This window comes from Agrobacterium burrii, assembly GCF_017313405.1.
Lineage (GTDB): Bacteria > Pseudomonadota > Alphaproteobacteria > Rhizobiales > Rhizobiaceae > Agrobacterium > Agrobacterium burrii.
Genome location: NZ_JAFLNA010000009.1, coordinates 244,340 through 270,686 on the forward strand (window position 1 = coordinate 244,340; position 26,347 = coordinate 270,686).

Annotated in this window: 24 protein-coding genes; 17 read left to right on the forward strand and 7 right to left on the reverse strand. The window is 58.7% G+C overall.

What is annotated here, in order from left to right; translation table 11 throughout:
• Positions 1-258: 258 nt before the first annotated feature.
• Both JZX89_RS17920 and JZX89_RS17925 read left to right on the forward strand, forming a co-directional pair.
• The gene (locus JZX89_RS17920; RefSeq protein WP_207134931.1) at positions 259-1,878 is read left to right on the forward strand and encodes a response regulator; all 1,620 of its coding nucleotides are present in this window, start codon (positions 259-261) and stop codon (positions 1,876-1,878) included.
• Positions 1,879-2,018: 140 nt separating this feature from the next.
• Positions 2,019-3,371, forward strand: a complete 1,353-nt coding sequence (locus JZX89_RS17925) for a putative bifunctional diguanylate cyclase/phosphodiesterase (RefSeq protein WP_149898677.1) — start codon at positions 2,019-2,021, stop codon at positions 3,369-3,371.
• Positions 3,372-3,423: 52 nt separating this feature from the next.
• On the opposite strand, the gene JZX89_RS17930 is transcribed toward JZX89_RS17925, so the two are convergent.
• Genes JZX89_RS17930 through JZX89_RS17945 form a run of 4 tightly spaced genes read right to left on the reverse strand, consistent with a single transcriptional unit; the run spans position 3,424 to position 6,644 of the window.
• Positions 3,424-4,311, reverse strand: coding sequence for an SMP-30/gluconolactonase/LRE family protein (locus tag JZX89_RS17930; protein ID WP_207134905.1), 888 nt, complete (start codon positions 4,309-4,311; stop codon positions 3,424-3,426).
• Between the two features lie 4 nt (positions 4,312-4,315).
• Positions 4,316-4,945, reverse strand: coding sequence for a 2-dehydro-3-deoxy-6-phosphogalactonate aldolase (locus JZX89_RS17935; protein ID WP_207134906.1), 630 nt, complete (start codon positions 4,943-4,945; stop codon positions 4,316-4,318).
• A gap of 14 nt (positions 4,946-4,959) precedes the next feature.
• Positions 4,960-5,874, reverse strand: coding sequence for a 2-dehydro-3-deoxygalactonokinase (locus JZX89_RS17940; RefSeq protein WP_207134907.1), 915 nt, complete (start codon positions 5,872-5,874; stop codon positions 4,960-4,962).
• Entirely contained in the window at positions 5,874-6,644 is a 771-nt protein-coding gene (locus JZX89_RS17945; protein ID WP_246746761.1) for an SDR family NAD(P)-dependent oxidoreductase, read from the reverse strand. Before JZX89_RS17945 ends, JZX89_RS17940 begins: the two co-directional genes overlap by 1 nt.
• 82 nt (positions 6,645-6,726) lie before the next feature.
• Here JZX89_RS17945 and JZX89_RS17950 point away from each other — a divergent pair, with 82 nt between their 5' ends.
• The 13 genes from JZX89_RS17950 (at position 6,727) to JZX89_RS18010 (ending at position 20,612) form a co-directional block, all read left to right on the forward strand.
• Complete coding sequence (locus tag JZX89_RS17950; RefSeq protein WP_207134909.1) at positions 6,727-7,596, forward strand: IclR family transcriptional regulator; 870 nt, start codon at positions 6,727-6,729, stop codon at positions 7,594-7,596.
• Positions 7,597-7,805: 209 nt separating this feature from the next.
• Positions 7,806-8,546, forward strand: a complete 741-nt coding sequence (locus tag JZX89_RS17955; protein ID WP_149898683.1) for a helix-turn-helix transcriptional regulator — start codon at positions 7,806-7,808, stop codon at positions 8,544-8,546.
• Positions 8,547-8,624: 78 nt separating this feature from the next.
• Positions 8,625-9,848, forward strand: coding sequence for a CmpA/NrtA family ABC transporter substrate-binding protein (locus tag JZX89_RS17960; protein ID WP_207134910.1), 1,224 nt, complete (start codon positions 8,625-8,627; stop codon positions 9,846-9,848).
• A 129-nt stretch (positions 9,849-9,977) separates the two neighbouring features.
• Positions 9,978-11,132 (forward strand): Mrp/NBP35 family ATP-binding protein, encoded by a 1,155-nt coding sequence (locus JZX89_RS17965; protein WP_207134911.1) that lies wholly within the window; start codon positions 9,978-9,980, stop codon positions 11,130-11,132.
• A gap of 338 nt (positions 11,133-11,470) precedes the next feature.
• Complete coding sequence (locus JZX89_RS17970; protein WP_207134912.1) at positions 11,471-12,448, forward strand: magnesium transporter CorA family protein; 978 nt, start codon at positions 11,471-11,473, stop codon at positions 12,446-12,448.
• A 15-nt stretch (positions 12,449-12,463) separates the two neighbouring features.
• A complete protein-coding gene (locus JZX89_RS17975; protein ID WP_149898686.1) occupies positions 12,464-14,383 on the forward strand; it encodes a potassium transporter Kup in 1,920 nt (639 codons plus the stop codon).
• Between the two features lie 165 nt (positions 14,384-14,548).
• On the forward strand, positions 14,549-15,712 hold the full coding sequence (locus JZX89_RS17980; protein ID WP_207134913.1) for a cell wall hydrolase: 1,164 nt from the start codon (positions 14,549-14,551) through the stop codon (positions 15,710-15,712).
• Between the two features lie 270 nt (positions 15,713-15,982).
• The gene (locus tag JZX89_RS17985) at positions 15,983-16,348 is read left to right on the forward strand and encodes an AtpZ/AtpI family protein (protein WP_207134914.1); all 366 of its coding nucleotides are present in this window, start codon (positions 15,983-15,985) and stop codon (positions 16,346-16,348) included.
• Positions 16,349-16,408: 60 nt separating this feature from the next.
• Positions 16,409-17,158 (forward strand): F0F1 ATP synthase subunit A, encoded by a 750-nt coding sequence (locus tag JZX89_RS17990; RefSeq protein WP_006309767.1) that lies wholly within the window; start codon positions 16,409-16,411, stop codon positions 17,156-17,158.
• A 73-nt stretch (positions 17,159-17,231) separates the two neighbouring features.
• The gene (locus tag JZX89_RS17995) at positions 17,232-17,459 is read left to right on the forward strand and encodes a F0F1 ATP synthase subunit C (RefSeq protein WP_003494147.1); all 228 of its coding nucleotides are present in this window, start codon (positions 17,232-17,234) and stop codon (positions 17,457-17,459) included.
• Between the two features lie 80 nt (positions 17,460-17,539).
• Positions 17,540-18,178, forward strand: coding sequence for a F0F1 ATP synthase subunit B (locus JZX89_RS18000; RefSeq protein WP_207134915.1), 639 nt, complete (start codon positions 17,540-17,542; stop codon positions 18,176-18,178).
• A gap of 1 nt (position 18,179) precedes the next feature.
• Positions 18,180-18,665 (forward strand): F0F1 ATP synthase subunit B, encoded by a 486-nt coding sequence (locus JZX89_RS18005; protein WP_207134916.1) that lies wholly within the window; start codon positions 18,180-18,182, stop codon positions 18,663-18,665.
• Between the two features lie 345 nt (positions 18,666-19,010).
• Positions 19,011-20,612 (forward strand): hypothetical protein, encoded by a 1,602-nt coding sequence (locus tag JZX89_RS18010; protein WP_207134917.1) that lies wholly within the window; start codon positions 19,011-19,013, stop codon positions 20,610-20,612.
• Between the two features lie 223 nt (positions 20,613-20,835).
• On the opposite strand, the gene rnhB is transcribed toward JZX89_RS18010, so the two are convergent.
• Both rnhB and JZX89_RS18020 read right to left on the reverse strand, forming a co-directional pair.
• Positions 20,836-21,489: a ribonuclease HII gene (gene rnhB, locus JZX89_RS18015; protein WP_207134932.1), complete on the reverse strand. Its 654-nt coding sequence runs from the start codon at positions 21,487-21,489 to the stop codon at positions 20,836-20,838.
• Between the two features lie 337 nt (positions 21,490-21,826).
• Entirely contained in the window at positions 21,827-22,984 is a 1,158-nt protein-coding gene (locus JZX89_RS18020) for a PA0069 family radical SAM protein (RefSeq protein WP_207134918.1), read from the reverse strand.
• 305 nt (positions 22,985-23,289) lie between these two features.
• On the opposite strand from JZX89_RS18020, the gene JZX89_RS18025 reads away from it, so the two are divergent.
• Together JZX89_RS18025 and JZX89_RS18030 are read left to right on the forward strand one after the other, a co-directional pair.
• Positions 23,290-23,808, forward strand: a complete 519-nt coding sequence (locus JZX89_RS18025) for a glycosyl transferase (protein ID WP_207134919.1) — start codon at positions 23,290-23,292, stop codon at positions 23,806-23,808.
• Positions 23,809-23,969: 161 nt separating this feature from the next.
• On the forward strand, positions 23,970-24,830 hold the full coding sequence (locus JZX89_RS18030; protein WP_207134920.1) for a glycoside hydrolase family 75 protein: 861 nt from the start codon (positions 23,970-23,972) through the stop codon (positions 24,828-24,830).
• 71 nt (positions 24,831-24,901) lie between these two features.
• Here JZX89_RS18030 and JZX89_RS18035 read toward each other — a convergent pair whose 3' ends face one another.
• Entirely contained in the window at positions 24,902-26,332 is a 1,431-nt protein-coding gene (locus JZX89_RS18035; protein WP_207134921.1) for an FAD-binding oxidoreductase, read from the reverse strand.
• Positions 26,333-26,347 lie beyond the last annotated feature (15 nt).

The following is a 26,347-nucleotide window of genomic DNA, read 5'->3' on the forward strand; positions in this document are numbered from 1 at the left end:
ATGGTGGGGCGGCTTGAAATGACCGCAGGCAAGAGGCCCCCTTTTTGGGTGGTGTGTGACGTCGACTATGGGTGAACGTCATCTTCTCCTCAAGACTGCTTCAAGTGGCGAACCCTGATGTCTCTTTTTCGGAATTTGTCGTTTCATCCCGGCATCTGCCCTGAACGATTCCAATAGAAACATAAGCCTGACCCATTAACAGGCGGGAGTTTGCAGTTGAGTGATTTGGCGCCCACCGGCGCGGGCGTTCATACGGTGATGCTTGATGCCCTTTGCGACGCGCTTGGCGCGGCGATCGTCGTCTACGACCGTAACGATCACATTATTTTCGCAAGCCGGAAACTGTTGAATTTTTTCCCGCTGGAAGAGGCCGTTGTCGGCCCCGGTGCGCGGCTGCGCGACTATCTGAGCGCGCTTTACGATTGTTATCTGCTGGAGACGGAAAACCTCGCCGCCAATGCCCGCCAGCTCGGGCGGGACGAATGGATCGGCGAGCGGCTGGCGCTGCACTGGAAGGAAAGATCGGAAAAAACCGAACGTCTGAAGGGCGAGCGTTTTCTGCGTTTCGTCATGAACCGCCTGCCATCCGGGCTCGGTATCAGCGTCATCGCCGATATTTCCGAACAGAAGAAGAGAGAAGAACAGTGGCGCATCGACCTTGAGCGCGTGCAGCTGATCGAGGACATTCTCGACAATCTGCCGTTTCCCGTCTTCGTCAAGGATCGGAACATGGCCTATGCGGCCGTCAACAAATCCGCCTGCACCATGGTTGAAACCAGCGCCGAGAGCATTCTCGGCAAGACGGTTTTCGATCTGCATTCACGCAAGGTCGCCGCGCAGATCGATGCGGCCGACCGCGCGGTCATGGACAGTGGCACGCCGAGCCTCATTCCCGAAAGGGTGAAACGCCTGAATGGCGAAGAGGTGCTGACGATTACCCGCAAGCAGCGCGTGGGCCGCCCGGGCCGGCATTTTCTGGTGACGACCATGGAGGATGTCACCGCACTTGCCACCGTCGATGCGGACGGCAGGCCCGTCATCCCCTCGCTCGAACATGTCGCCTTCGTCGCCTCCTCCTATGGAAAGGACGAAGGGGACGCGCCGGCCAAAGAGCTGCTGAAAAGCAAGGCGGTGCTGGTCGTCTCCGAAAGCGGGCGTTTTGCCGAAGCTGCCGGCCGCCGGTTGACGGCAGGCGGCATGGATCATGCGGCAGTGACGAGCGAGGAAGAACAGCAGGCATTCATCGATATCGCCACCTCCGCCGGCGTGGACATCGATGTCGTCGTGGTCGATGCCCAGATGAGCGTCATATGTCTCGATATCGCCGCTGCGCATGACCTGCCAGTCGTCACCATCGAGGAAGAGGACATCGACGCATCCCTGCTGAATTACGTCGCCATTGGTCTCAGTTCATCTCCTGGCGAGAAATCGCCGGAGGAAGACTGGGAGATCATGACGGAAGACCTGCCCAAGACCCTCAAGACGGGCGGTGTCTGCGAGATACTTCTCGTTGAGGACAACCGGGTCAACCAGATCGTCTTTTCGCAGATACTCGAGGGACTGGGGCTTTCCTGGCGGCTGGCCACCTCGGGTGAGGAGGCCTTGCGGCTTTTTGCGGAGCAGGCGCCCACCGTCGTGCTGCTCGACACGACGCTTCCCGATATCGACGGTTTCGAGGTCGCCCGCCGCATGCGGGAACTGGCCGGGGACCAGAACATTCCCATCGTCGGGGTCATTACCCACGCCTTCGAGGGCGATCTCGACAAATGCCTGGCGTCCGGAATGAACGACATGCTGCTGAAACCCGTCAGTCCTGACATGGTCGAAGCGGTTTTCCTGCGCCTTTTCGGCACGGATGCGGTGCGGCTGCAGGCCTGAAAGCCCACTGACCGGGCCGTTTTTCGCAAGCTGTAGACTTTCCGAAAATGCCGCCGCGTTTTTGGTTCGCGACTCTATGGTTTTTTTAATACTTGCCCTGCATTGTGAGCGCGTTCACACAGGATTAACGAGATGCAGGAATGAAACGGGCAGAACCGCAATCGTTGCAGGTCAGCCAGAACGAGCTGCAGGCGATGGCCTACAGCGACCCTCTGACGGGGCTCGGCAACCGTTACCGTCTGCGGGACAAGATCCGTATGCTGGCAAGCGAACGCTCCAGCGACCCCGCGCCCTTCACCGTCGGCATCGCCAATATAGACGGTTTCAAACCCATCAACGATCTTTTCGGTGTGCAGGCGGGCGATGAAATCCTGTGTCAGGTCGCGCACCGGCTGAAGGCCTGCATTCCCGATGGCGCCATCGTAACGCGCCATGACGGCGACGAATTCGCCTTCGTGCTGCCGCTGGTGTTCGAGCGCACCGGCGCGGAGCGCATCGGCAACATGATCAAGGATGTGCTTTCGGCCCCTTACGATCTTGGCGACCGTAACGTCCGGCTTTCCTCCTCCTTCGGTTTTGCCATCTATCCCTTTGCCGGCGATGACTTCGAGGATCTGCTGAAAAGTGCCGAGACGGCGCTTTACCGGTCGAAGCGGCGTGGTCGCGGCCAGATAACGGTCTATTCGCGTGAGATCGCGCAGGAAATGAAGCGCGCCACGCAGCTGGAGCAGGCTCTGCGAAACGCCATCATCACCGATGCGATCGATGTGCATTTCCAGCCCATCGTCCGGCTGGAGGAGGCGAAGGTCATTGGTTTCGAAGCGCTGGCCCGCTGGAACGATCCCGATCTCGGCTTCGTGTCGCCGGCCGTCTTCGTGCCGCTCGCCGAAGAACGGGGTTTCATCGACGCGCTGTCGGAAGCCCTGCTCCGCAAGGCGGCGGAAGCAGCACTCTTCTGGCCGCGCGAGCTGTTCCTGTCTTTCAACCTGTCTTCCGCGCAATTGATGGACCCGAGCACCGCCGACAATATTCTTTCGATCCTCGCCCGCGTTGGTCTCGATCCGCACCGGCTGGAGCTTGAAATCACCGAAACGGCTGTCATGACGTCCGCCGAGACCGCGCAACGCATCATCAGCGAGTTGCAGAGTGCCGGCGTTCGCATTTCGCTTGATGATTTCGGCACCGGTCAGTCGAGCCTCGGCCGCCTGCGCGATTTCTCCTTCGACAAGGTGAAGATCGACCGCGCCTTCGTCTCGCGCATCAGCAGTGACCGCCCCTCGGAACACATCATCAAGGCCATCGTCGCCATGTGCGACGGACTTGATCTCGAAGTGGTGGCCGAAGGCATCGAGGAGCGGGTGGAAGAGGAAAAGCTGCGCGCGCTCGGTTGCGCCATGGGGCAGGGCTATTTCTACGGCCGCCCCGCCGATGCTGCCGCGACCCAGCGTTATCTGCACGAAAACTATCGCGAAATCCTGTCGGATATTCCCTGAGACATTCCGGGTGTTCGACATTCGCGGGCTAACCGCGAATGTCTGAAATGCTCTAGAGCCGGTAAAGCGGCTCGAACCGGCCCTTGACCTCAATGCCGAGGTCGAAGGTCAGGCCATGCTGCGGATTGGCGGCAAGCGCGTCGGCATCCAGACCTTCCCGTGCCGAGGTGACGAGCAATCGCGATGCGTCGGGGCCGATGAAGGCCGGGCAGGTCGTCTGTCCCGCCGGGACTTCATAACGGGCGATGTGCTTGCCGTCGGTATCGTAGCGATCAACCACGCCGATGCCCCAGCGGGCATTCCAGATATGCCCTTCGGCATCACAGACCGACCCGTCGATGCCGCCTTTGACGCCGGCGGAATCAATGAACACCTCGGCCTTGCCCGTTGGAAGGCCCGTTTGCGCATCGAGCGGCACCCGCATCAGCTTGTTCACCTTGGTATCGACGTAATATCCCGTCGCGCCATCCGGTGAGAAGCAGATCGAATTGGGAATGCTGACCTCGGCAAACAGCTTCGTCACGACGCCTTGGGCAACGTGATAGATGCTGCCGGCACCCGTTTCCGCTTTCCTGCCCATGGTGCCGATCCACAATGCACCGGAGGCATGCATGCGCCCGTCATTGGAGCGGTTGCCGGGCAGGTCTTTTTCCAGTTCCGCATGCAATGTCAGCACGCCGGTCGCCGTATCGCGCAGGAAAAGCCCGTCATCAGAGGCGATCAATTGCTTGTGGTCGCTGATCTTTGCCAGTGCGCTGCCCATGAAGGGCAGGGCGTAAACGGTTTTGCGGCCGGAAGCGAAATGCAGTTCGTGCAACTCGCGCTCGACGATGTTGAACCACCAGGCGGTGCCGGTCGCGGGGTCGAAGGTCGGGCCTTCGCCAAGCATCATCGGCGTTTCGTCAAGCACATGTCCGGCAAAGGGAAAAACGGTTGCCAAGCTCTTATCCTCCGATGGCTGCGTCATAGGCCGATAGCGTGACGGTAGCGCGCTCACGCACCTCGGCCGCCGTCATGCCCGGCTTGTAGAGGCTGGTTCCAAGCCCGAAAGCCAGGATGCCGGCCGAGGTATATTCGGCAAAATTTTTGTCGGAAACGCCACCCACGGCGGCAATGATGAGATCCTTCGGCAGGATCGTTCTGATTGCATTGATGCCGGCGGGGCCGATGATGCTGGCGGGAAAGAATTTCAGCCCCGTCGCCCCGGCCTTTGCCGCCACCAGCGCTTCGGTGGGGGTGAGAACGCCGGGCATCGTCACCATGCCCTTGACGCGGGCGGCGACGATCACCTCGGCATCGGCATTGGGGCTGACCATCAGCTTGCCGCCGGCGGCGTCCAGCTTATCCACGTCTTCTACGCTCAGCACGGTGCCTGCGCCGATCAGGCAATCGGCCGGCGCCATTTTCGCGGCGATCTCGATCGAGCGGAACGGATCGGGCGAGTTGAGCGGGATTTCGATGGCGCGGAAACCGGTCTCGATCAGCGCGCCAACGACGCCTTCGGTTTCCTCAGGCTTCAAACCGCGCAGGATGGCGATCAGCGGATATTTCATGGCAGGGAAGGGGATACGCATGGTGGGTCTTTCTTTTATGACCAGATGGTATTGGCGGCGGCCAGCAATCCGCGCCGCACGGCCTCGTCTGCGTCGATGACCGTATATTGGATATCAAGGGCCGTGAAGGCGCCTTCGTAAAGCGCACCAAGCGCGCCGGAGCCGATCAGCACGACAGGCGTATCCCGCCGCGCATTGGCATGCGCGCCGGCGATTTCCAGCCCGATCATGATGCCGGAAAGCTTGGCCTTGGCATCTGTCGCGGTGAGGCCATGCAGCAATTGCCCGGAGCGCAGGGTAAACAGCCGGTTGGTGGCGAGCTGCGGATTGGCGTAGATGTCGCGCACGGCAGCCCTGAAGGTCTCGTGTTCGCCGGTGAAGGCATCAGCTTCGGCCACCGCATGAGAAAGGATCGTCTGCTTGGAGACGACCTCGAACAGTTCGCCGGTCATGAAGGTGGCAAAGCCGGTCACGTCGCCGCCTTTGACCGTCACCCATTTGGAATGTGTGCCCGGCATGCAGACCAGCTTTTCACCGGCGTCGGTGGAGGCGAGTGCGCCGAGCAGCTGCGTTTCTTCGCCGCGCATCACGTCGGGTGCATTTTTATCCCGCTGCGCCAGCCCCGGCAGAATGCGCACATCCCGCGCCTGACCCGGCACGCGAACCGCGCCGTCGAGAACCGCTGAAAGCGATGCCGGCACGTCGATATAACCCGCCTCAACCCAGCCCTGCCGCGCCCCCGCCATGCCGCAGACGAGAACCGGCAGATTGTCCGGCGCGCCGATGGTGTCAAGATGCGATTGCAGCACCTCGGCAAAGCCGGTGCGCATGGCGGTCGTCATGCCTTCCGCGCTTCTGCGCTCAGCCAGCACCGCGCCCGAACGGCTCAGAAGCCAGAGCCGGAAACTGGTTGTGCCCCAGTCGACGGCGATAAAAGCGGGTTCAGACATTATAGAAGGCCTCCGTCTACGATGATGGATTGCGCCGTGATGGCGCTTGATGTCGATGATGCGAGAAACAGGCACGGCCCGGCGAGATCGGCGGCGACGAGCGTGCGCTTGAGACATTGCCGCGCCGTGGTTGCGGCGATGCCCTCGTCGGTCAGCCACAGTTCTTTCTGCCGCTCCGTGACGATCATGCCCGGCAGGAGCGTGTTGACGCGGATATTGTCAGGTCCCAGCCTGCCGGCAAGGCTCTTCGTCAGTCCGATAATGCCGGCCTTGGCCGCCGCATAGGACGGTAGATCGCCCATGTTCAGCAGAAATGAGATGGATGAAAAATTGACGATGGATGCGTCCTTCGCCTGTCTGAGATAGGGCAGCGCGGCCTGAACGGTGAAGAACATCTGCTTGAGATTGACGGCCTGATTGGCGTCCCAATAGGCTTCCGTCACCGTGTCGATGTCGTGGCGGTCATCCCACGCGGCATTGTTGACCAGCACCTTGATGCCGCCGGTGGCGGAGGCCGCCGCATCCACTGTCCGCCCGATGGCGGGAACGTCGCTCAAGTCGGTCTTGAAAAAATGCACCGGATGGGGAGCCACTCCTGCGAGCCGCTGGACAAGTGCGGCGCTCGGTTCCTCGGCGATGTCGATGAAGGCGACCCTCGCCCCCTGCATCGCGAAGGCTTCCACCAGCGATGCCCCGATGCCGGAGCCGCCACCGGTAATGAGCACGCCCGCATCCTTGAGGTCGGGAAATTGGGCTTGCGTCATCGACATCGTCTCATCCATGAGGGCTTGATTGTTCCAATATATGGAACTAGATTTTACTAAATGGAATTATTCTCTTGGCGTCACACTTATGTCAAGGCAGATGACGGTGGATGTTGCCATGCCCGATAATAAAACGCCCAATGCTCAGCAACGTGACCCCGTTCCCGGTCACGCCCGAAAAACGGAAAGCGAGACCGGCACTCTTGGAAAGGCCGTCTCGCTTCTGGAGCTTATCGCCTTTGCGGAAAAACCGATGCGTTTTACCGATGTGGTCGAGTCGAGCGGCCAGCCGCGCGGCACGGTTCATCGCCAGCTCGCCCATCTTCTCGCCGAAGGCCTGATCGACCATGCCCCCGACCAGACCTATGCCGTCGGCCTGAGATTGTTGCAATTTGCGGCGAAAGCCTGGAGCGGCAATGATCTGCGCAGCGTCGCCGCCCCGCATCTGGCCGCGCTGCAGGATGCCACGCAGGAATCCGTGCATCTCGCCGTTCTGAACGGCGGGCAAGTCACCTATCTCGACAAGATCGAGGGCAGACATACCCTGCGGATGCATTCGCAGGTCGGTAAAACCTCGCCGGCCTATTGCACGGGCGTGGGCAAGGCGGCGCTGTCCCTGCTGTCTGCTGTTGCGCTGGCAGACCTCGCTGCCGGATTGGCGTTCCACCGCTTTACGGAAAACACGATCGTAACGCCGGAGGCGCTGGTAACGGATGTGTCGGCCATCCGCGTGAATGGTTATGGTTTCGACCTTCAGGAACACGAGATCGGCATTCATTGCGCCGCCGCGCCGGTCCATGCGCCGGGACGCAATTTCCTTGCGGCGATTTCCGTCACCGGCCCCGCCTATCGGGTGGATGTGGAGCAGCTTTACAAATGGGCGCCGCTCGTGCGCGAAACCGCGGACAAAATTTCAGCGGAGCTTGCCTGCCGATTATCGCCGGTTGCCGATGGTTGAGGAAAAATGCAGGCGCTGCTCCGTTGTTTTCGCGGCCGGGCAGACGTGTTTAACGTCAAATTGCGCGAGTTAAATCTTATTTTCGACTATTCTGAATTAAGTTTTCAACTTTTGTTTGCATGAATCATTTTGGTGAGTAACATCCCCGGCAATTTCCGGGCAAAGGTGGCCTTTGCGACGGCATTTCTCATTCTCGAAGAACAGCTTTCATGCAGAAAACAGAGACGGACGCCGTTCAGGCGATTGGTGTTGATTGCGTTCGCGAGATCGCCGGTCTGAACACGCAATTCGACATATTCCGGTTCTTGAAACGGTTGACGGAGGCCTGGGAGTTCAGGGCCTTTATGGTGCTTGACCTGTCATCCGAACTGGCGAGCGAGCTGTCGCAATATACCATCATCACCAGTTGGCCGGCCGAGCTTCTGCAGCGGTACGACGAAGAGGGGATGCTGCAGAACAGCAAGGTGATGGCGCAGCTGAAAAAATCGACGGTGCCCTTTTCCGTTGCCATGGATTTCCTGGATGGAGGCAACGAACCGATCGCCAAAAAGAACGTGATCGGCCTGTTCGAGCGATTTGAGATGATCAACTCCGTATGGTTTCCCGTTCACGATGTCACCACCACCCGGGGCGCGGTGTCTTTCTCCGGCAACAAGACGATTTTGCCGGCAAGCCGGCTGGCGGAACTGTTTTACATTTCCAGCCATGTCTTTGCCCGGCTATCGGAAATCCGCCGTCTTGATCTCAGGGTTCCCGAAACATTGAGCGAGCGGGAGATCGATTGTCTGAACTGGACGGCGGCCGGCAAGACCAGCGCCGAAATCGCTGAAATCATGATGTTGTCGGAACATACGATCAATCATTACCTCAACCGCGCGACCAAAAAACTCGACACGGTTAACCGCACCCAGGCTGTCGCCAAGGCATTGCGGGTCGGTTTGATAAAATAGCGAAATCGTAATTTTATCATTGTGATAAACCCTTTCCTGGGCGATCCTTCTTTCGAATCACCGGAAAGGAGAAATCGTTTGCCGGAACGGCATAAGGTAAAAGCGGGATTTTCTCCGACTGTCGATTGCGCCGTGCTGATAGTCGCTGCCGAAAAAGGCTTTGCTGCCGATGAAGGCATAGAACTGCAACTCGTCCGAAAACAATCCGCACGCGCTGTTTTGACGGCACTTGCCGAGGACGAGGTTTACATCGCCCATCTGCCCGCTCCGGTGCCGGTCGGTTCCGCAGCCGGCCTCGATGAGCTGCCGGCCGATATTATCGGCGTTTTCACACTTTCCCTCGGTGGATCGGCAACTACCGTTTCGCACGAATTTTACGATGAGCTTTACCGCGAAGGCCTGAAGCTTCCGGACCCTGCGGCCTTCGGGCGAGCCATGGCCCGCGTCTGCACGGCGCGGCGGGCGGCAGGTAAAAACCCGCCGGTCTTTGCGGTCGAAGATATCGTGTCCACACCGTTTTATATGTTGCGTTATCTGCTCGGCAGCTGCGGCGTGCTGCTTGGCCGCGACATGGAAATTGTCGAAGCCCTGCCGAAAGCCATGCCCGGCCTGCTGGAAAGCGGCAAGGTCGATGCGCTCTGTACAGCCGAACCCGCAGGCAGCGCCGCCGTGCTCGGTGGTACGGGACGGATGGTGACGACCGGGGCGCTGATCTGGCACAATGCGCCGGAAAAGATACTGGCCGTGAAGCGGCAGTGGGCTGAGGAGAACGCCACCCTGCTGGAAGGGCTGCTGCGTGCGCTCTACCGCGCTGGCGAATGGTGCGCCAATTCCGCCAATATCGAGGAATTGACCGGTATTCTCGCTGCTCCTCATTATATGGACGAAAACGGCGAATTCCTGCTGCCGGCGCTGACGGGCTATATTTCCACCTCGCAGAAGGACATGCGGCGTTATCCGGAATTTTTCGTGACCAGCGCCAAGGCTGCGAATTTTCCGTGGCAGAGCCAGGCGCTGTGGTTCTTCAGCCAGATGTTGCGTTGGGGCGAGGTTCCCGCCGAATGTCGGTTCGACGCGGCCGTGGTGGAGGCCGCGCGCAACGCCTATCGGCCGGATATTTTCCGCAAGGCGATGAAGCCGCTTTTCGTGCCGGTGCCGGGCGCCAACCTGAAACTCGAAGGCACGCTCCGGGAGCCGGTGCATGTCGGTGCGTCGCGCACGGGTCTGGTCCTCGGTCCTGACTGTTTTTTCGACGGCCGGGTCTTTGATCCTGAAACGCTCGATATGGACGATGAAATCTGAAATGGCAGCGGTGAATCGTCGCTAATCTCTTCTGTTTGCGCTTTGCCATTGGCGAAGCGCTCCCGCTTGTCTATGGATGGCGCGGAAGAATGCCCATATCCGGCCGGACCATGTATACGGAGTAAGACAATGGCAGAAGTCAGCAAGAACCAGGTGGAAAAGGCTCTGGAAGCCGTCATCTATCCCGGCAGCGGCAAAAGCATCGTGGCGCTCGGCATGGTCTCGGAAATCTTCATCGCCGATGCGAAAGCCTATTTTTCAATTACCGTTCCGTCCGACAAGGCAGCGGAGATGGAGCCGTTGCGGCTCGCAGCTGAAAAGGCGGCCAAGGGTGTTCCTGGCATCGTCGGGGCAGTCGTTGCGCTGACGGCGGATCGCAAGCCCGGTCAGCCGCAACAGTCGGCACCGGCACGCCCTGCGGCGGCAGCCGGTCGGCCCGCCGCCGCAACCGGCCGGCCCGCCGCGCAGCCCGGCTCCTCCAAGGTCGGTGTTCCCGGCGTCGGCGCCATCATCGCGGTGGCCTCGGGCAAGGGCGGGGTCGGCAAGTCGACAACCGCCGTCAATCTGGCGCTCGGCCTTCAGGCGCTCGGCCTCAAGGTCGGCATGCTCGACGCCGATATTTACGGCCCGTCGCTTCCCAAACTCCTGAAAATTTCCGGCCGCCCGCAGCAGCAGGAAGACCGCATTATCCTCCCCATGGAAAATTACGGGCTGAAGGTCATGTCCATGGGTTTTCTGGTGGATGAGGAAGCGGCAATGATCTGGCGCGGGCCGATGGTGCAGTCCGCCCTGATGCAGATGCTGCGCGAAGTCGCATGGGGCGATCTGGATGTGCTGGTGCTGGACATGCCGCCCGGCACGGGTGACGCGCAGCTGACCATCGCCCAGCAGGTGCCGCTCGCCGGTGCTGTCATCGTCTCCACGCCGCAGGATCTGGCGCTGATCGATGCGCGCAAGGGCATCACCATGTTCCGCAAGGTGGAAGTGCCTTTGCTCGGCGTGATCGAGAATATGAGCTATTTCATCGCCCCGGATACCGGTGCCCGCTATGATATTTTCGGCCATGGCGGGGCAAAGGCCGAAGCCGAGAGGATCGGCGTGCCGTTCCTCGGCGAGGTGCCGCTCACCATTTCCATCCGTGAAACGTCGGATGCCGGAACGCCGGTCGTCGCCGTCGAGCCGGATGGCCCGCAGGCGAAAATTTATCGCGATATCGCGCAAAAAGTCTGGGCGCGCATCGGTGCGGGTGAGAGAAAAGCCGCGCCGAAGATCGTTTTCGAATAACGCAACGGCTTTCGGCATAAACCGAAGAGGCGTCTGTCGATCTTGAATAGTCTTTTTAAAACAGAAGATTAATCGTCAGTATCAGGTAAGTTTTCTGGATTTGAACATCGAGAAATGCTTCGCCTGCAATGCTGTCGAGAAAAAATATTGCTTGATTGCATCTCGCTTTGGGCGCATACGCCTGCGCCGTTTGGCTCTTGGTCCATCGGGCTGGCGAGATATGAAATCCCGCTCGTTCCGGCGTGCCCTGAAGTGTCGTCCAAAGGTTTGCCGACCGCAAACAGGATATGTTAAGCAGCATTGCGGCTGAAGCTTGCGATGTGGACCGGAGAAGCGGATTGATAAAAGCCTATCGCGCCAATTGCGAGGCGATCAGCCTGTCGCCAGACGACGGCTCCGGACAGATTCCCGACGACATCGTCTGGATCGACATCGTCAATCCCGACAGGGCGGAAGAGCAGCATGTGGAAAAACTGCTGGGGCTCGATCTGCCCACCCGTGAGGATTTGAAAGATATCGAACCCTCCAGCCGCCTGTATATGGAAGACGGCAATGTCTTTATGACTGCCTCTCTGGTGTGGAAGGCGGATTCGGATGATCCACGCCTCACGGATGTCGCTTTCATTCTTGCCGGCAAACGCCTCGTGACGATCCGTTATGCCGAGCCGAAGTCCTTCCACCTCTTCATCGCCGCCATTACCCGCGTGCCGCACGAAATGCGCAGCGGCACGGCCCTGCTTTTAAAACTGCTGGAAACCATCGTCGACCGCACGGCGGAAATTCTCGAAAACTCTGTCGCCGGCATCGACAATCTCGCCGCCGACATTCTCGGCAGTCAGGCCCGGTCCAAACGCAAGGCGCCGCGCTATCTCGAAGACCGCCTGACCAACATCGCCGCCTATCACCGGCTGATCTCGAAGGTCCGCGTCAGCCTCGCATCGCTGGCGCGCCTGCAGACCTTTCTGTCCACCAGCGATCAGGCTCGCGGGGACAAGGAAGCGCGGGAACAGGGCAAGTCGATCGGGCGCGATATCCAGTCGCTGAACGAACATGCCGCCTTCGTTTCCGGCAATCTGACCTTCCTGCTGGATGCGTCTCTCGGCATCATCAATATCGAGCAGAACGGCATCATCAAGATATTCTCCATCGCCTCGGTGGTGTTCCTGCCGCCGACGCTGGTGGCCTCGGTTTATGGAATGAACTTTCAGCTCATGCCGGAGTTGAACTGGACATTTGGTTATCCACTCGCGCTCGTCATCATGCTGATGTCCGCAATCATTCCGTTTCTCTTTTTCCGTTGGAAGGGCTGGCTCTGAGGAGCCAGAATCAACATGTCTCAGATCGTTGACAAGGATCTTGCCGAGAAACCGGATGCGGACGACAAACATCAGAACAAGGGGCTTTATGCCGCAATCCTTGGTTCGATCGGTGTCGTATACGGCGATATCGGCACCAGCCCGCTTTACGCCTTCCGCGAAGCCCTGCGGCCGATCGCCTATGATGGCGTGACGCGAGAGGAAGTCATCGGCCTGACATCCCTGATGCTCTGGTCTTTGACGATCATCGTGACGTTCAAATATATCACGCTTCTGTTGCGCGCCGACAATGACGGCGAAGGCGGCACGCTCTCGCTGCTGGCGCTGCTGATGAAGACGGCGGGCACCCATCGCGGCGTTCTCATCGTGCTCGGTCTCATCGGTGCGGCCCTGTTCCTCGGTGATGCGATGATCACGCCAGCACTTTCGGTGCTGTCGGCGGTGGAGGGTCTCAAACTCGTCACGCCTGCCATGGATGACTTTATTATTCCGATATCCGTCTGCATCCTCATCGGCCTCTTCGCCATCCAGTCGCACGGCACGGGAGTGGTGGCGAAATTCTTCGGGCCGATCACGGCCGTCTGGTTCCTCGTCATGGGTGTGGTGGGCCTCGTTCATATCGCCGATGATTTCGGCATTCTCTTCGCCTTCAACCCGTGGCACGCGGTCGAATTTCTGGCGAATGAAGGCTTTTATGGCATCGTTGTGCTCGGCGCGGTTTTCCTGACGATCACGGGTGCCGAAGCGCTTTATGCCGATCTCGGCCATTTCGGCCGCCGCCCTATCCAGTGGGCGTGGTTCTGTCTGGTTTTTCCGGCGCTGACGCTGAACTATCTCGGCCAGGGCGCGCTGGTGCTCAAAGACCCGGCGGCAATGTCCAATCCGTTCTATCTGATGTTCCCGCAATGGGCGATCCTGCCGGCCGTCATTCTGGCCACCGCCGCCACCATCATCGCCAGCCAGGCGGTCATCACAGGCGCATTTTCGCTGGTGCGTCAGGCCATCCATCTCGGCTACCTGCCGCGCATGGAAATCCTCTTCACCTCGGAAACCAATACCGGGCAGATCTACCTGCCGGCCGTCAACACCATCCTGCTGTTCGGCGTCGTCGCGCTGGTGCTCACCTTCAAGAGTTCCGATGCGCTGGCCACCGCCTATGGTATTTCCGTCACCGGCGCCATGGTCGTCACCAGCTTGATGTTCTTCGAATTCGTGCGCAAACGCTGGCAATGGTCGGTCTGGCTCGCCCTTGCCGTACTGGCGCCGCTTCTGTTGCTGGAACTCGTGTTCCTCGGCGCGAATCTGCTGAAGATTCATGATGGCGGCTACGTGCCGGTGATGCTGGCGATTGCCTTCACCATCATCATGACCACCTGGCAGCGCGGTTCGAAAATCCTCTTCGCCAAGACCCGCCGCAGCGACGTGCCGCTGAAGGCTTTCGTCGCCTCGGTGGAAAAGGAAAGCGCCCATGCGCCGGTGCGTGTGCCCGGCACGGCGATTTTCCTGACCGGCGATCCGGAGGCAGCGCCAGCGGCCCTGCTGCACAATCTCAAGCACAATCACGTCCTGCATGACAAGAATGTCATCCTGACGATCCGCACAGAGGATCAGCCGCGCGTCCGCCCGGAGAACAGGTACACGCTGACGAAACTCAGTGATCGTTTCGCGGTGGTGGAACTGCATTTCGGCTTCATGGAAACCCAGAACGTCACGCAGGCGCTGGGTTATCTCAGGCGCACCGGCTACAAGTTCGACATCATGTCGACGTCGTTCTATCTCGGTCGCCGCAAGCTGGTGCCGGATCCGAAATCCGGCATGCCGGGCTGGCAGAACCGCCTGTTCATCGCCCTTGCCGAAACCGCCGCCGACCCGTCGGACTATTTCCGCCTTCCGGCCAACCGTGTGGTGGAGCTCGGTTCTCACGTCGTCGTGTGATTATTCGCTTGTCTTTTGACTATTAGAAGGTGGTTACACATTAACGTGAAGCCACGTCCGCTCGCGGCGTTAACCAAGCATCAAGGTTAATAAGAGATTCTCGAACACCTGTAGAAAATTGTGTTGTCGGTGTTCGGAGTGCTGGTTTTGCGTTCGAAAAGTGTAATGCGTCGTCGGTCCCCTGCGTCCCTTCAGGCATGGACCGCCAGATGGGCCTCACCCGTCGTCTTCGGCCTTGCCGCCTGGCTCGTCTTTCCTTCTCTCGCCGCGCGCGCGGATCTGGCCTCGCTCTTGGCCGGGCTGGATAATGGCGGCGAGCAGTGGCGCATGGTGCTGACCGCCTCTCCGGCCGGTTCGGTGCACAACGCCTCGCTCACCTTCAATGATGCGGCAGGCGAGGCGGCGCTGCATGGCAGCGGCATGACCCTGCCCAATGGCAGCAAGGTCGCCTTTGTTACCAACAAGAGGGGCGAGGCCACGACGCCGGACAGCGAGCGTGTCAACCGGGCCGCCAAGAAGGGCCGCATCGTCGCAACCGAAATCATGCAGCCGCCAAAGGCTTTCACCGCCGGTTCGGTCCTTCAGCGGACCAGCATGCTGGATATAGAGCCGCTGAAGCGCAAGGACCGCACGGCTTTTGTGAAGCCGAAACGCGGCAAGGACGTAGAACTCGCCTCCTTCTATTTCCGCCGCGACGAAAAGAAGGCAGACAAGAGTGTGTCGCCGATGCTGGCGGAACTCATCACCAACCGTACCCCCGACATTCTCGCCACGGCCTACGCGCCGGCCACGCCGGATTTCGCCCGCGAATCGCCCTTCGACGCCATTCTCAAAAAGCCGGAGGCCGGCCGCTTCGTGCCGCAGATAAGCCCGGAAGATCACGCCTGGGCGGCGACCCCGCTGCCGGCGGAGGTGTTTTCTGCAGCCGAGCAGCAATGCCTGGCATCCGGCATCTATTTCGAAGCGCGCGGTGAATCGGTCAAAGGACAGGCGGCAGTGGCGCAGGTCATCCTCAACCGTGTGCGTAACCCTTCCTATCCGAAAACCATCTGCGGCGTGGTCTATCAGAACAAGGACTGGCGCAACCGCTGCCAGTTTTCCTTCGCCTGCGACAATATCAAGGACCGCGTGAATTCCGAACGCCACTGGAAAATGGCGCGCGAAGTGGCCATGGCCACCACCGCCGGAAAAATCTGGCTGAATGAAGTTGGCTCAGCAACTCATTATCATGCCGTCTATGTACGTCCCGCCTGGGGCCGGACGATGAAGAAGGTCGGCCGCATCGGTCTGCACGTGTTTTACCGTACCTATGGTGGCGGCTGGAGCTGATACCACCGCCAATTTGTCGCATTTTGCGTGTCAAAAATGCCGATTCCCTCGCGAAACATCGCCGCCAAACAGCGATTTGGCATCAAGTCATTGTTTTTCAATGATTAATTTGTGTTGAAACAAGCTGCCGCAGCGCCTTGACTAGAGAAGCCCCTAAAACTATGTTGCGCGCGACTTCAGAGCGGGCTGGAACAGGCTTAATCCGTCACCGTTTACAACTCCAAAGGGTTCTGGCATGGCTGGAACGGAGAAAATGGGTGGGATTCTAAGATGACTGGCAACCGTGACGATAGTCTGGACGAGCGTCGCAAACGCCTTGCTGATGAGTTGGCAAAGGTGAAAGCGGAGGATGAGGCGGACGTGAGGGCGGAGACCAACGCTGCGGAAAACCGGAAAGGTTTTGCGATGGCGGTGAAGCTCTCATCGGAGTTCATTTCGGCCATCGTGGTCGGCGCTATGCTGGGTTATCTTCTGGATTATTTTGTCGGCACGACGCCGTGGGGGATGATCGTTCTTCTCCTTCTCGGTTTCTGCGCAGGCGTATTGAATGTGTTGCGCTCGACCGGCGCGGTGGCCAAGCCGCCGCTGCTGGACAAGGCGGACAGGCAAGACGAGGGTGGAAAAGGCGGCGTTTAAGCTGTTTTTTCTTGCAGTTGAGATGCCGCCAGGTGCGGCAACAGGTAAAAAGGGCAGCCGGTGGCAAACGATCCGACCCATCAGTTCTTGGTGCAGCCGATCATTCCGATCGAAATTGGCGGCGTTGATTTTTCCTTCACCAATGCGTCGCTTTTCATGGTTGCGACCGTGGCCGCCGCATCCGGTTTCCTTTATTTCGCAACGTCGAACCGCGGTCTGATCCCGACCCGCATGCAGTCCGTTGCTGAAATGTCCTATGAATTCATCGCCTCCATGCTGCGCGAAGGCGCCGGCAAAAAGGGCATGGTGTTCTTCCCCTTCGTCTTTTCGCTGTTCATGTTCGTGTTGACGGCAAACCTTCTCGGCATGTTCCCGTATTTCTTCACGGTCACCAGCCAGATCATCGTCACCTTCGCGCTCGCCTGCCTCGTCATCGGCACGGTCATCGTTTACGGTTTCTACAAGCACGGGCTGCATTTCTTCGGCATCTTCGCCCCCTCGGGCGTGCCGAAAGCGCTTTTGCCGCTTGTCGCGTCCATTGAAATGATTTCGTTCCTGTCGCGTCCGATCAGCCTTTCCGTTCGTCTCTTCGCGAACATGCTGGCCGGCCACATCACGCTCAAGGTTTTCGCGGGCTTCGTCGCCTCCATGGGTGCGCTCGGCGCGCTCGGCGTCGGCGGCGCGGTCCTGCCTCTCATCATGACGGTCGCAATGACCGCTCTCGAATTTCTCGTTGCCTTCCTGCAGGCTTATGTGTTCGCGGTACTGACTTGCATGTACCTGAACGACGCCGTGCATGGTGGTCACTGAGAAGTAAAGTCGCTGGCCCCGGCAACGGGCGCCAAAAAACAGCCGCAACAACCAATATCTCAAGGAGTCTCACATGGAAGCGGAAGCAGCAAAGTACATCGGCGCAGGTCTCGCATGCCTCGGCATGGCTGGTACGTCCCTCGCACTCGGCCGTATCTTCGGTGATTACCTGTCCGGCGCACTGCGCAACCCCTCTGCTGCCGACAGCCAGTTCGGCCGTCTGGTATTCGGCTTCGCCGTTACGGAAGCTCTGGGCATCTTCTCGCTGCTCGTTGCTCTCCTTCTCCTGTTCGCTGTCTGATATCGGCATCAGGTCTGGATCACGGCCCGCACTGTAGCGTGTCGTGATCCTTCGCATTTGCAGTCCCCCTGGAGGTGAGCATGTTCGTGACCGAGGCTTTTGCCCAGTCAGCACCGACCGTAGGTGAAACGCATACGGAAACTCCGGCTGTTGGCCAGCCACAACCGGCAGCCACGCACACGGAAACCGGTGTCGCACATGGTTCCGAAGGTGCTTCCGGCGTATTCCCGCCGTTCGATCACACTACTTATGCATCGCAGGTCCTTTGGCTGGCGATCACGTTTGGCCTTTTTTATCTGCTCATGCAGAAGGTCATCGTTCCTCGCGTCGGCGGTATTCTCGAAAACCGTCATGGACGCATCGCACAGGATCTCGACGAAGCAGCACGGCTGAAAAGCGAAGCTGACGCAGCCGTCGAAACCTATGAAAAAGAACTCGCGGCAGCCCGCGCCAAGGCAAGCTCGATCGGCTCCGCGGCACGTGACGCCGCCAAGGCCAAGGCTGATGCCGACCGCGCCACCATCGAGGCAGGACTTGCTGAAAAGCTGGCCGCCGCCGAAAAGCGCATTGCGGGCATCAGGGATCAGGCTTTCGCCGATGTCGGCGTCATTGCCGAGGAAACCGCGACCGCGATCGTCGACCAGCTGGTTGGCGCCAAGGTCAAGGATACCGACGTCAAGGCCGCAATCGCCGCCGCTTCTAGCGTGAAGGGAGCCTGACATGGCATTTGATGCATCATTTTTCGCTCTCGTCGGTCTCGTCCTTTTCTTTGTCCTGATCGCCTATCTCAAGGTTCCGGGCATGCTCTCCAAGTCTCTGGACGAGCGCGCCCAGAACATTCAGGACGAGTTGGCCGAAGCCAAGCGTCTGCGCGAAGAGGCCCAGCACCTGCTGGCCGAATATCAGCGCAAGCGTAAGGAAGCCGAAGCCGAAGCGGCGGGCATCGTTGCCGCCGCTGAACGTGAAGCTGCTGCCCTGACGGAAGAAGCCAGGCAGAAGACGGAAGAATTCGTTGTCCGCCGCACGGCTCTGTCGGAACAGAAGATCAAGCAGGCCGAAGAAGACGCCATCGGCGCCGTCCGCGCCGCCGCCGTCGACATTGCCATTGCCGCTTCCGAGAAGCTACTGGCGGAAAAGACTACGGCTGCCGCAAAGGCCAAGCTTTTCTCCGACACGATCGGTGAAGTGAAGTCGAAGCTGAACTGAGATTTATCTCGGTATTGTTCAAAACCCCTCCGGCGGGAGCCGTGAGGGGTTTTTTCGTTTAGGCTTTAGAGGCCAGTTTAGGATGCGTCGCCAGGGCAATCATTGGCAGCTCCTTTTGCGCTCCCAATGCGTACATCCAGTTACACCTCCGCTTTGATCCCTCATTTCAGTCGCTGCCTAGTACTTAAAATGCTTGGAGCAGAGTTGTTATGCTACCGTTGATATACGTGATCGGAAGGAAGCGAGCTGTGGAGCCTATTAATCTACTCGCGAACGCGGCAAAAATTGCAATCTTCCGGCTATTTCAGTAAGCAGACTGAAATCTGAAATTGCATAGAGTTCCTCATGCTTAGCTTCTTCAAGAAAAATATCTGGCCTCCTAACAAACAGAACCCACCTTGGGGAAGCGCTGCGTCTATCTATGCCCATATCGCTACACATATTGATCCGGAGAAACCGACAGGCTTGTCGGAAGAGGGTTATCGGCTTCCCGATGAGCCCGCTGGTAATCCGAATGAAATTTCATTCGCACCGGGTGCCATGGACGGGGTGATGAGCCATCATGGCGCTTCCAAACCGGAAGGCCAGATTGTCTCAGAACTATATGCGGCCTTGAAGTTAGCTACTGAAAATGCGTCAGAAAGTAACATAAGAGCCTTGTATTTACTGATCAAGGACGGCTCGGCCCTTAGCGTCATCGATCCACTCGTCGAGAAAATGCGGCTTGAAAGGGCTTTGGACGCTGGCCGGCTGTACGAGATCGCGCATTGGTTCACGACGCACGCCGCTCACAGAGAGCCAGTGAAGTTCTCAATGGCATTGCTGGGCCTGTTAAGGGACAGCGATGAAACGGTTACTTTTCTGACTCTTGGTCGGCACGACGAGTTTACACTTTATGCGGCAGCAGCAATCTCTGGTAACGATAGCTACGGCGAAATAGTACTGTGGAAATTGGCCGAGGCCGCTGAAGGATGGGGACGAATTCACGCAGTCGAACGGCTTGTCGGTACAGTTGATCCCGAGATCAAGGGTTGGCTAATTCGTGAAGGCTATAAGAACGCAGTAATGTATGAATATCTGGCTTGTATTTGTGCCAGAGCGGGTGACCTTCACATTGCACTTCAGGCGGCGCAAATAGATGACGACTTGCTCAATTCAGCCTGCGAAATCGTCGATACCCTGATACTCGGTGACGGTGGGCCGGCTGAGGGATTCTCTGACTACGAACACGGTTGCGCGGTCGTTGGTGCACTGTTGGAGCATGGAAAAGAAAGATTTGATTCCGTTTCACACTATTCTTTCATTTCTCGGCTTCGAGACAGGCTCGATGAGCATTATTCCGGTGAACGGAAACTGCAGCACGATTGGTCCGCCGACGCGGTCGATCACGTATCCAGAAGTGTCTCTGACCTGCTCGCGAAAGATCATTGGAAGCCCGCGATATGCGGTGCTTTGGACGTCGGTGACAGGCAAGAATTCTGGAACGCAAGCAGGGTAAGCCAGAAATTTGGTATCGATCCATGGCCTTACTTCTATGCTCGCACGGAAGCGGGTGAGGAATATTGGTGGGATTTGATGCGTAGCTCCGATGTAGATCGTATTGATCAAGTGCTCAAGCTTGGCTTGAAATGCATTCCTCTCGGTGAAATTGCGAAAGGCCCGAGCACCGAAATGGGCCTCGGCCCAGGATACTCAGCGCATGCCGCTTTAGATTTCATTTTACAGGATCTTGGAAAATTTCCCGGAAAAGGTTGGGCCTTCATTTCTGCCGGCTTGCAAAGCCCAGTGGTAAGAAACCGTAACATGTCAATTCGGGCTCTATCCAGTTGGGATCGAAAACAATGGCCGCATGAAGCACTTGTTGCATTAAGGCGGCTGAAGGAACTTGAGACGGATGATGACATAAGGCAGCGGATCGAAGATCTGTTAGCGGCAAAAGAGATTTAATAGACCACAGACAGGACCATTAAAAAAACCTGTTTCATACCTGAGAGGAAATTTGCAGAACTGAACTTCTTAGTCGAGGGAATCATAGCCAGTCGAAGGCAATGGGCCGGAAGTGGTTGTTGCGGTGAATGACGACCAGTTCTTCTTCGGTGCTTAAAACCGGACCGCAGAACAGCGATCTAATAACGGAGGTTATAGCTTGACCTCAAATTCCCAGTCCGAATCAATCCCGCTTCAACGGCCGAAAGCTCATCCTATGCAGCGCGCAAGGGCCGTGGCTTTCAATGGCGCGCAAGTGGGCCGGTGTGCCGTAACCCGCATGGCCCTCAAAGCCATAGGACGAATGCACCACGCCGGCGCGCTCCATCATCCGGTCGCGGGTCACCTTGGCGATGATCGAGGCGGCGGCGATGGAGAGGGAGCGGGAATCGCCCTTGATGACGGCTTTGGCTTCGCAGGTGATGCCCGGCGGCTTGTCACGGCCGTCGGCGAGCACGAGGGCGGGGGAGGTTTCGAGGCCGAGTACGGCACGGCGCATGGCGTCGAGACTGGCGCGCAGGATATTCATGGTGTCGATCAGGCCGGGGCCGGAGGAAGCGACCGATACGATCGATGTTTCCATGATCTGGACGAAGAGGCTTTCCCGTTTCAGCTTCGTCAGCTTCTTGGAATCATCCATACCCTCAGGGATATTGTCCGGATCGAGAATGACGGCGGCCGCAACCACCGGGCCGGCGAGCGGCCCGCGGCCCGCTTCATCCGTGCCTGCCACGGGCCAGAGGCCTTTCTTTTTTGCCTCAAGCTCGAAAGAGAAATCCGGGCCGGTATCGGCAAGATCGAAGAGGGCAGGAGAATCGGGTGCGGTGCGGCGTTTCATGCGGCGAAACTTGCACACACACCCGATCTCCTGCAAGCCCCCGGAGGCGGGCGATGACAGCACGGTGAGCCGGGTCGAGGGGCATGGCTCACTGTGCCTTCGAGGTCATCATGACCTTTGATCCTCCAGCGGGGCGGCGGAGGAAAAATGATCGCACGCGAGGCGGCGGTTCCGGGGGGGCGATGTCCGGCTGGCCAGGGAAAACCCGCCGGGCATTTCATGGGGAGTGTGGCCGCTAGAAGGGAAGAGGCCAGCGCTCCTTGTCGTGTTCTGCCTGATATCGCCGCACGCGCTGTGTGGTGCTTCGATCAGGCAGGATGTTTTCAGCGTCCGTTTTTCAAAGCAGCGACAATTGCACCCCTGCACCGCCCGGCGGCACAAAGAGATCGTCGCGCAGGTGAATGCCTCGGCGGATGAGGCCAAGCCGTTTCGTCGCCATTTCGAAACGCCTGCCGATCTGCCAGGCGTAAGGGCCGGCGCCCTTCATGCGTTTCCCGAATTCCGCGTCGTAGTCCTTGCCGTCGCGCATGGAGCGCACCAGTGACATGACGTGACGATAACGGTCCGGATAGTTGCGCAGCAGCCAGTCGCGGAAGAGCGGGCTCACCTCCAGCGGCAGGCGCAGCAGCACGTAAGACGCCTCGGTCGCGCCGGCGGCCTTGCCGGCTTCCAGGATCCGTTCGATCTCATGATCGTTGAGCGCCGGAATGACAGGCGCCATCATCACGGCGACCGGAATGCCGGCTTCCGTCAGCGCCTTGACCGCTTCCAGCCGCTTCTCCGGGGTGGCGGCGCGTGGCTCCATATTGCGCGAGAGCTTGCGATCCAGCGTCGTCACGGAAATGCCGACCTTGGCGAGACCCTTTTTGGCCATCGGCGCCAGAATGTCGATATCCCGCTTGATCAGCGCCGATTTGGTGACGATGGCGACGGGATGGTCGGCCTTGGCCAGCACTTCCAGTATCTGCCGCATGATGCGCCACTCGCGTTCGATCGGCTGATAGGGATCGGTATTGGTGCCGATGGCGATCACCCGCGGCTTGTATCCCGGTTTCGCCAGTTCTCTTTCCAGAAGCTTGGCCGCATCCGGCTTGGCGAACAGCTTCGACTCGAAATCCAGCCCGGCTGAAAGACCCATATAGCTGTGTGTAGGCCTCGCGAAACAATAGATGCAGCCATGTTCGCAGCCGCGATAGGGGTTGATGGAGCGGTCGAAGGGGATGTCGGGGGAATCGTTGCTGGTGATGATGCTGCGCGGCTTTTCCACCTGCACCTCGGTGCGGAATTCCGGCATGTCTTCGAGTGTCTGCCAGCCATCGTCGAAAACCTCGCGCTGCAGGGCCTCGAAGCGTCCATCCGGATTGATCCCGGCACCACGGCCGCGACGACGGTCGATCTCGATCCGCAGGCCCGATGCATCGGCCAGCGCATTGGCAATATCTGGCATATGGCTCGGCTGGAAGGCAGCCTGCCTCGAAAGCGTATGGTTTCTCATCTGGATGCTCCCGAGCGCCGCGCGCCTGAAGGCCCGCAAAACACCCTAAACCGTTTCCGTTCGAGCAGGCTTTCATCACCTCTTCGATGATTAAATTCCTAACTCAAGAATGAGAACAATACAAGAACAAAAAACACAAATCCGCTCTCATTCCATATTGTGTCAGAGATGCCCCATATTGTGTGCGAGATGCATTGCGGGCTGATCCAGCAGGTGGGTGGGATGGTGGTCCGTATGGAAAATGGCGGATTTTACCGTGACGGGTGCAGTGGCAATTTATTGTGCGATGCGTTAGAGCTATGCATATGTTGACAGTCATAATGGAATGCCGGGATCAGGAACCGGAGTTGGCGCATACCTTGTCTGCGCTTGTAACCGGTGCCGTGGAAGGGCTTGTAAGCGATGTGGTGATCCTTGATCACGGTTCGCGCGATGGATCGTCGCGTGTCGCCGATGCCGCCGGTTGCCGCTTTTATGGGCAATGGGACATTGAAGATGTCATGCGCTCTGCGCGTGGACAGTGGATATTGCTGGTGGAGCCGGGTGGGCGGCCGCAAAGCGGCTGGATTGAGGAAATACTGGAATATGTGACGGTATGTGCGGAACCGGCGCAGTTTTCCCCGTCCCGTTATCACAAACGTCCGTTTTTCAGCCGAATCATGCGCCGCCCGCCGCCGTTGGAATATGGCTACCTGATGCCCAAGAAACATGCGGTGGCGATTGCCAAATCCGGCATGGGCCTGACGCAGTTCGTCCATGCGCAAAAACCTCGCCGCCTGAATGCGGAACTGGTTCCCGCCTGGACCGCCCGGCCGTCGGGCTAGCCCGCAATCCTGAAGCTTCTGGAAGAAGTAATTCTGAAGAGCTGAAGATTGAAACGGGCGGAAATGGCGTGGAGACACCAGATTCTGACCCTGAGTAAGACTGGACTCGACTTCTGAATGAATAAATGCAACCTATACATGTTTTGTAGGGGGAGGGTTGCATGTCATACGGATTTTTCAAGTCGAATTCTTCGAAAATTCACGCTGTCTTTTGCGCTGCCACACTATTGGCGCTGCCAACGACTGCCCTGTCTCAGGCCCTGTGCGGAACGGGAGGCGTCGTTTTTTCCACAAAGGAACTCAAGGTCGATGCCGATGGGGCGCCCAACTCTTATCTCGTGAACGGGGAGGGGCTGTCTTATACTTGCGACGGGCTGACTGCTGTCGGTTCAACGCCCGATACGGACCCGAAGGGATGGCAAAAAAAATGCCAGGATGCCTGGAAGAAAGCCGTTGCCACGGGCGATTATTCGAAGGTCAGGATATTTGGCTTTTCGAAAGATGAGAACAATAAGCCGATAATTCAAAAAGCTGGCGATCCCTTGCCGGGCAAGGCTTTTATCACCGAAACATCTGTTTCGGTTCCCGATGGACCGGCAGGAACACAAAGGCATTGGGTCGATGCCAACGAAATTCCCTATGTTGTTTTGTCCAGCAGCTTCGTGAAGAAATATGGCGTGAAGGACGGCGATATCGCCGTGGTCTATCGCCCGGCGACCAAGCGCTTCGCTTACGGGGTTTATGCTGACGGCGGCAAGCTCGGTGAGGCTTCCGTGCGCTTCCATCAGGATATCGGCAACAATCCGCTGGTGAACAAGGGTGGCGTTCTGAGAGCGAAATCGGGCATTGCCGACCAACGCAAAAATAAAGATCCAATCCCGGTTATTACGGTGGTGTTTCCCGGAAAGACGTCTCATCCGACCGTTGACGCTAAAAAATGGCGGGCTGAAATTGCAGCAATGGGAAAAACGCATTTCGACAATTGGGGCGGTCTTCAGAAATTGATCGAATGCGCCCGTTAGTTTGAACTGGCCCTATCGTCACGAAAAGCGGGCGGCGAAAACCGCCCGCGTCAACCCTGCCAATCGCCTATCTACCCGGCGGCAAGCACCTTGCCGGGGTTCATGATGCCGGCGGGGTCAAAGGCGTGTTTGATGCGCCGCATCAGGTCCATTTCGATGCCGGGCCGAATGGCGGCCAACTCGTCGCGTTTTAGCTGGCCGATGCCATGTTCGGCGGAAATGGAGCCGCCAAGCGACAGAACGATACCGTGGACGATCTCGTTCATGTCCCGCCAGCGGCCGAGGAACTCGGCCTTGTCGGCACCCACCGGCTGGGAAATATTGTAATGGATGTTGCCATCGCCGAGATGGCCGAAGGCGCAGACGCGGGCACCGGGAATAGCGGCAATCACCGCTTTTTCCGCCATTGCCATGAATTCCGGTATTTTCGAGACCGGGACGGAAACGTCATGCTTGATCGAGCCACCTTCCGGCTTTTGCGCATCCGACATGCTTTCGCGCATGTGCCACAGCGCCTGTCGCTGGGCTTCTGACGCGGCGATCACCGCATCTGCCACCAGCCCAGCCTCAAAACCGCGCTCCAGCAGCGATTGCATCATCGTCTCGGCTGTCTCCGCCGAATCGGAGGTGGAGATATCGATGAGCGCGTACCAGTCATGCGGCGTTTGCAGCGGGTCGCGCACGCCGGGAATATGTTTCGTAGTGAATTCGACGCCGATGCGCGGCATCAGTTCGAAGCCGGTCAGCGCCGTGCCGCAGAGGTTTGAGGCCATTTCGAACAGCTTCAATGCGTCTTCGGTGGAGCCGAGCCCGGCAAAAGCCACCTGATGACCGAGCGGCTTGGGGAACAGCTTCAGCACCGCGCCGGTGATGACGCCGAGCGTGCCTTCCGAACCGATGAAGAGATCGCGCAGATCGTAACCCGTATTGTCCTTTTTCAGCCGGCGCAGCCCGTTCCAGATTTCGCCGGTCGGCAGGACGACTTCAAGCCCGAGGCACAGCTGGCGCATATTGCCATAGGCAAGCACCGCCGTGCCGCCGGCATTGGTGGCGAGATTGCCGCCGATGCGGCAGGAGCCTTGCGAGCCGAGCGACAGCGGGAACATCCGTTCCACCGTCTCCGCTGCCTTATGGATGTCATCGAGAATGCAGCCGGCATCGGCGACGATGACATTGGCGACCGGATCGATATCGCGGATGCGGTTCATGCGCTCCAGCGACAGGATGATGTCGGTGCCTTCCGCCCGGGGTGTCTGGCCGCCGACAAGCCCGGTATTACCGGTCTGCGGCACGATGGGTGTGCCGGTCTCGCTGGCGAGCTTCAGGATGGCGGCAACGTCTTCAACCGAACCGGGTTTCAGCAGCAAGGGTGAGACGCCGCGATAAAGCCCGCGATTTTCCACCAGACGCAGCGCCATTTCCGCCGGGTCGCGCACCGCATTTTTCTCACCGACAATGGCGGTGAAGCGGTCGAGGATGTCGGAGGAGGGGATGGTGGTCATGGGCGTCTCGCTGTC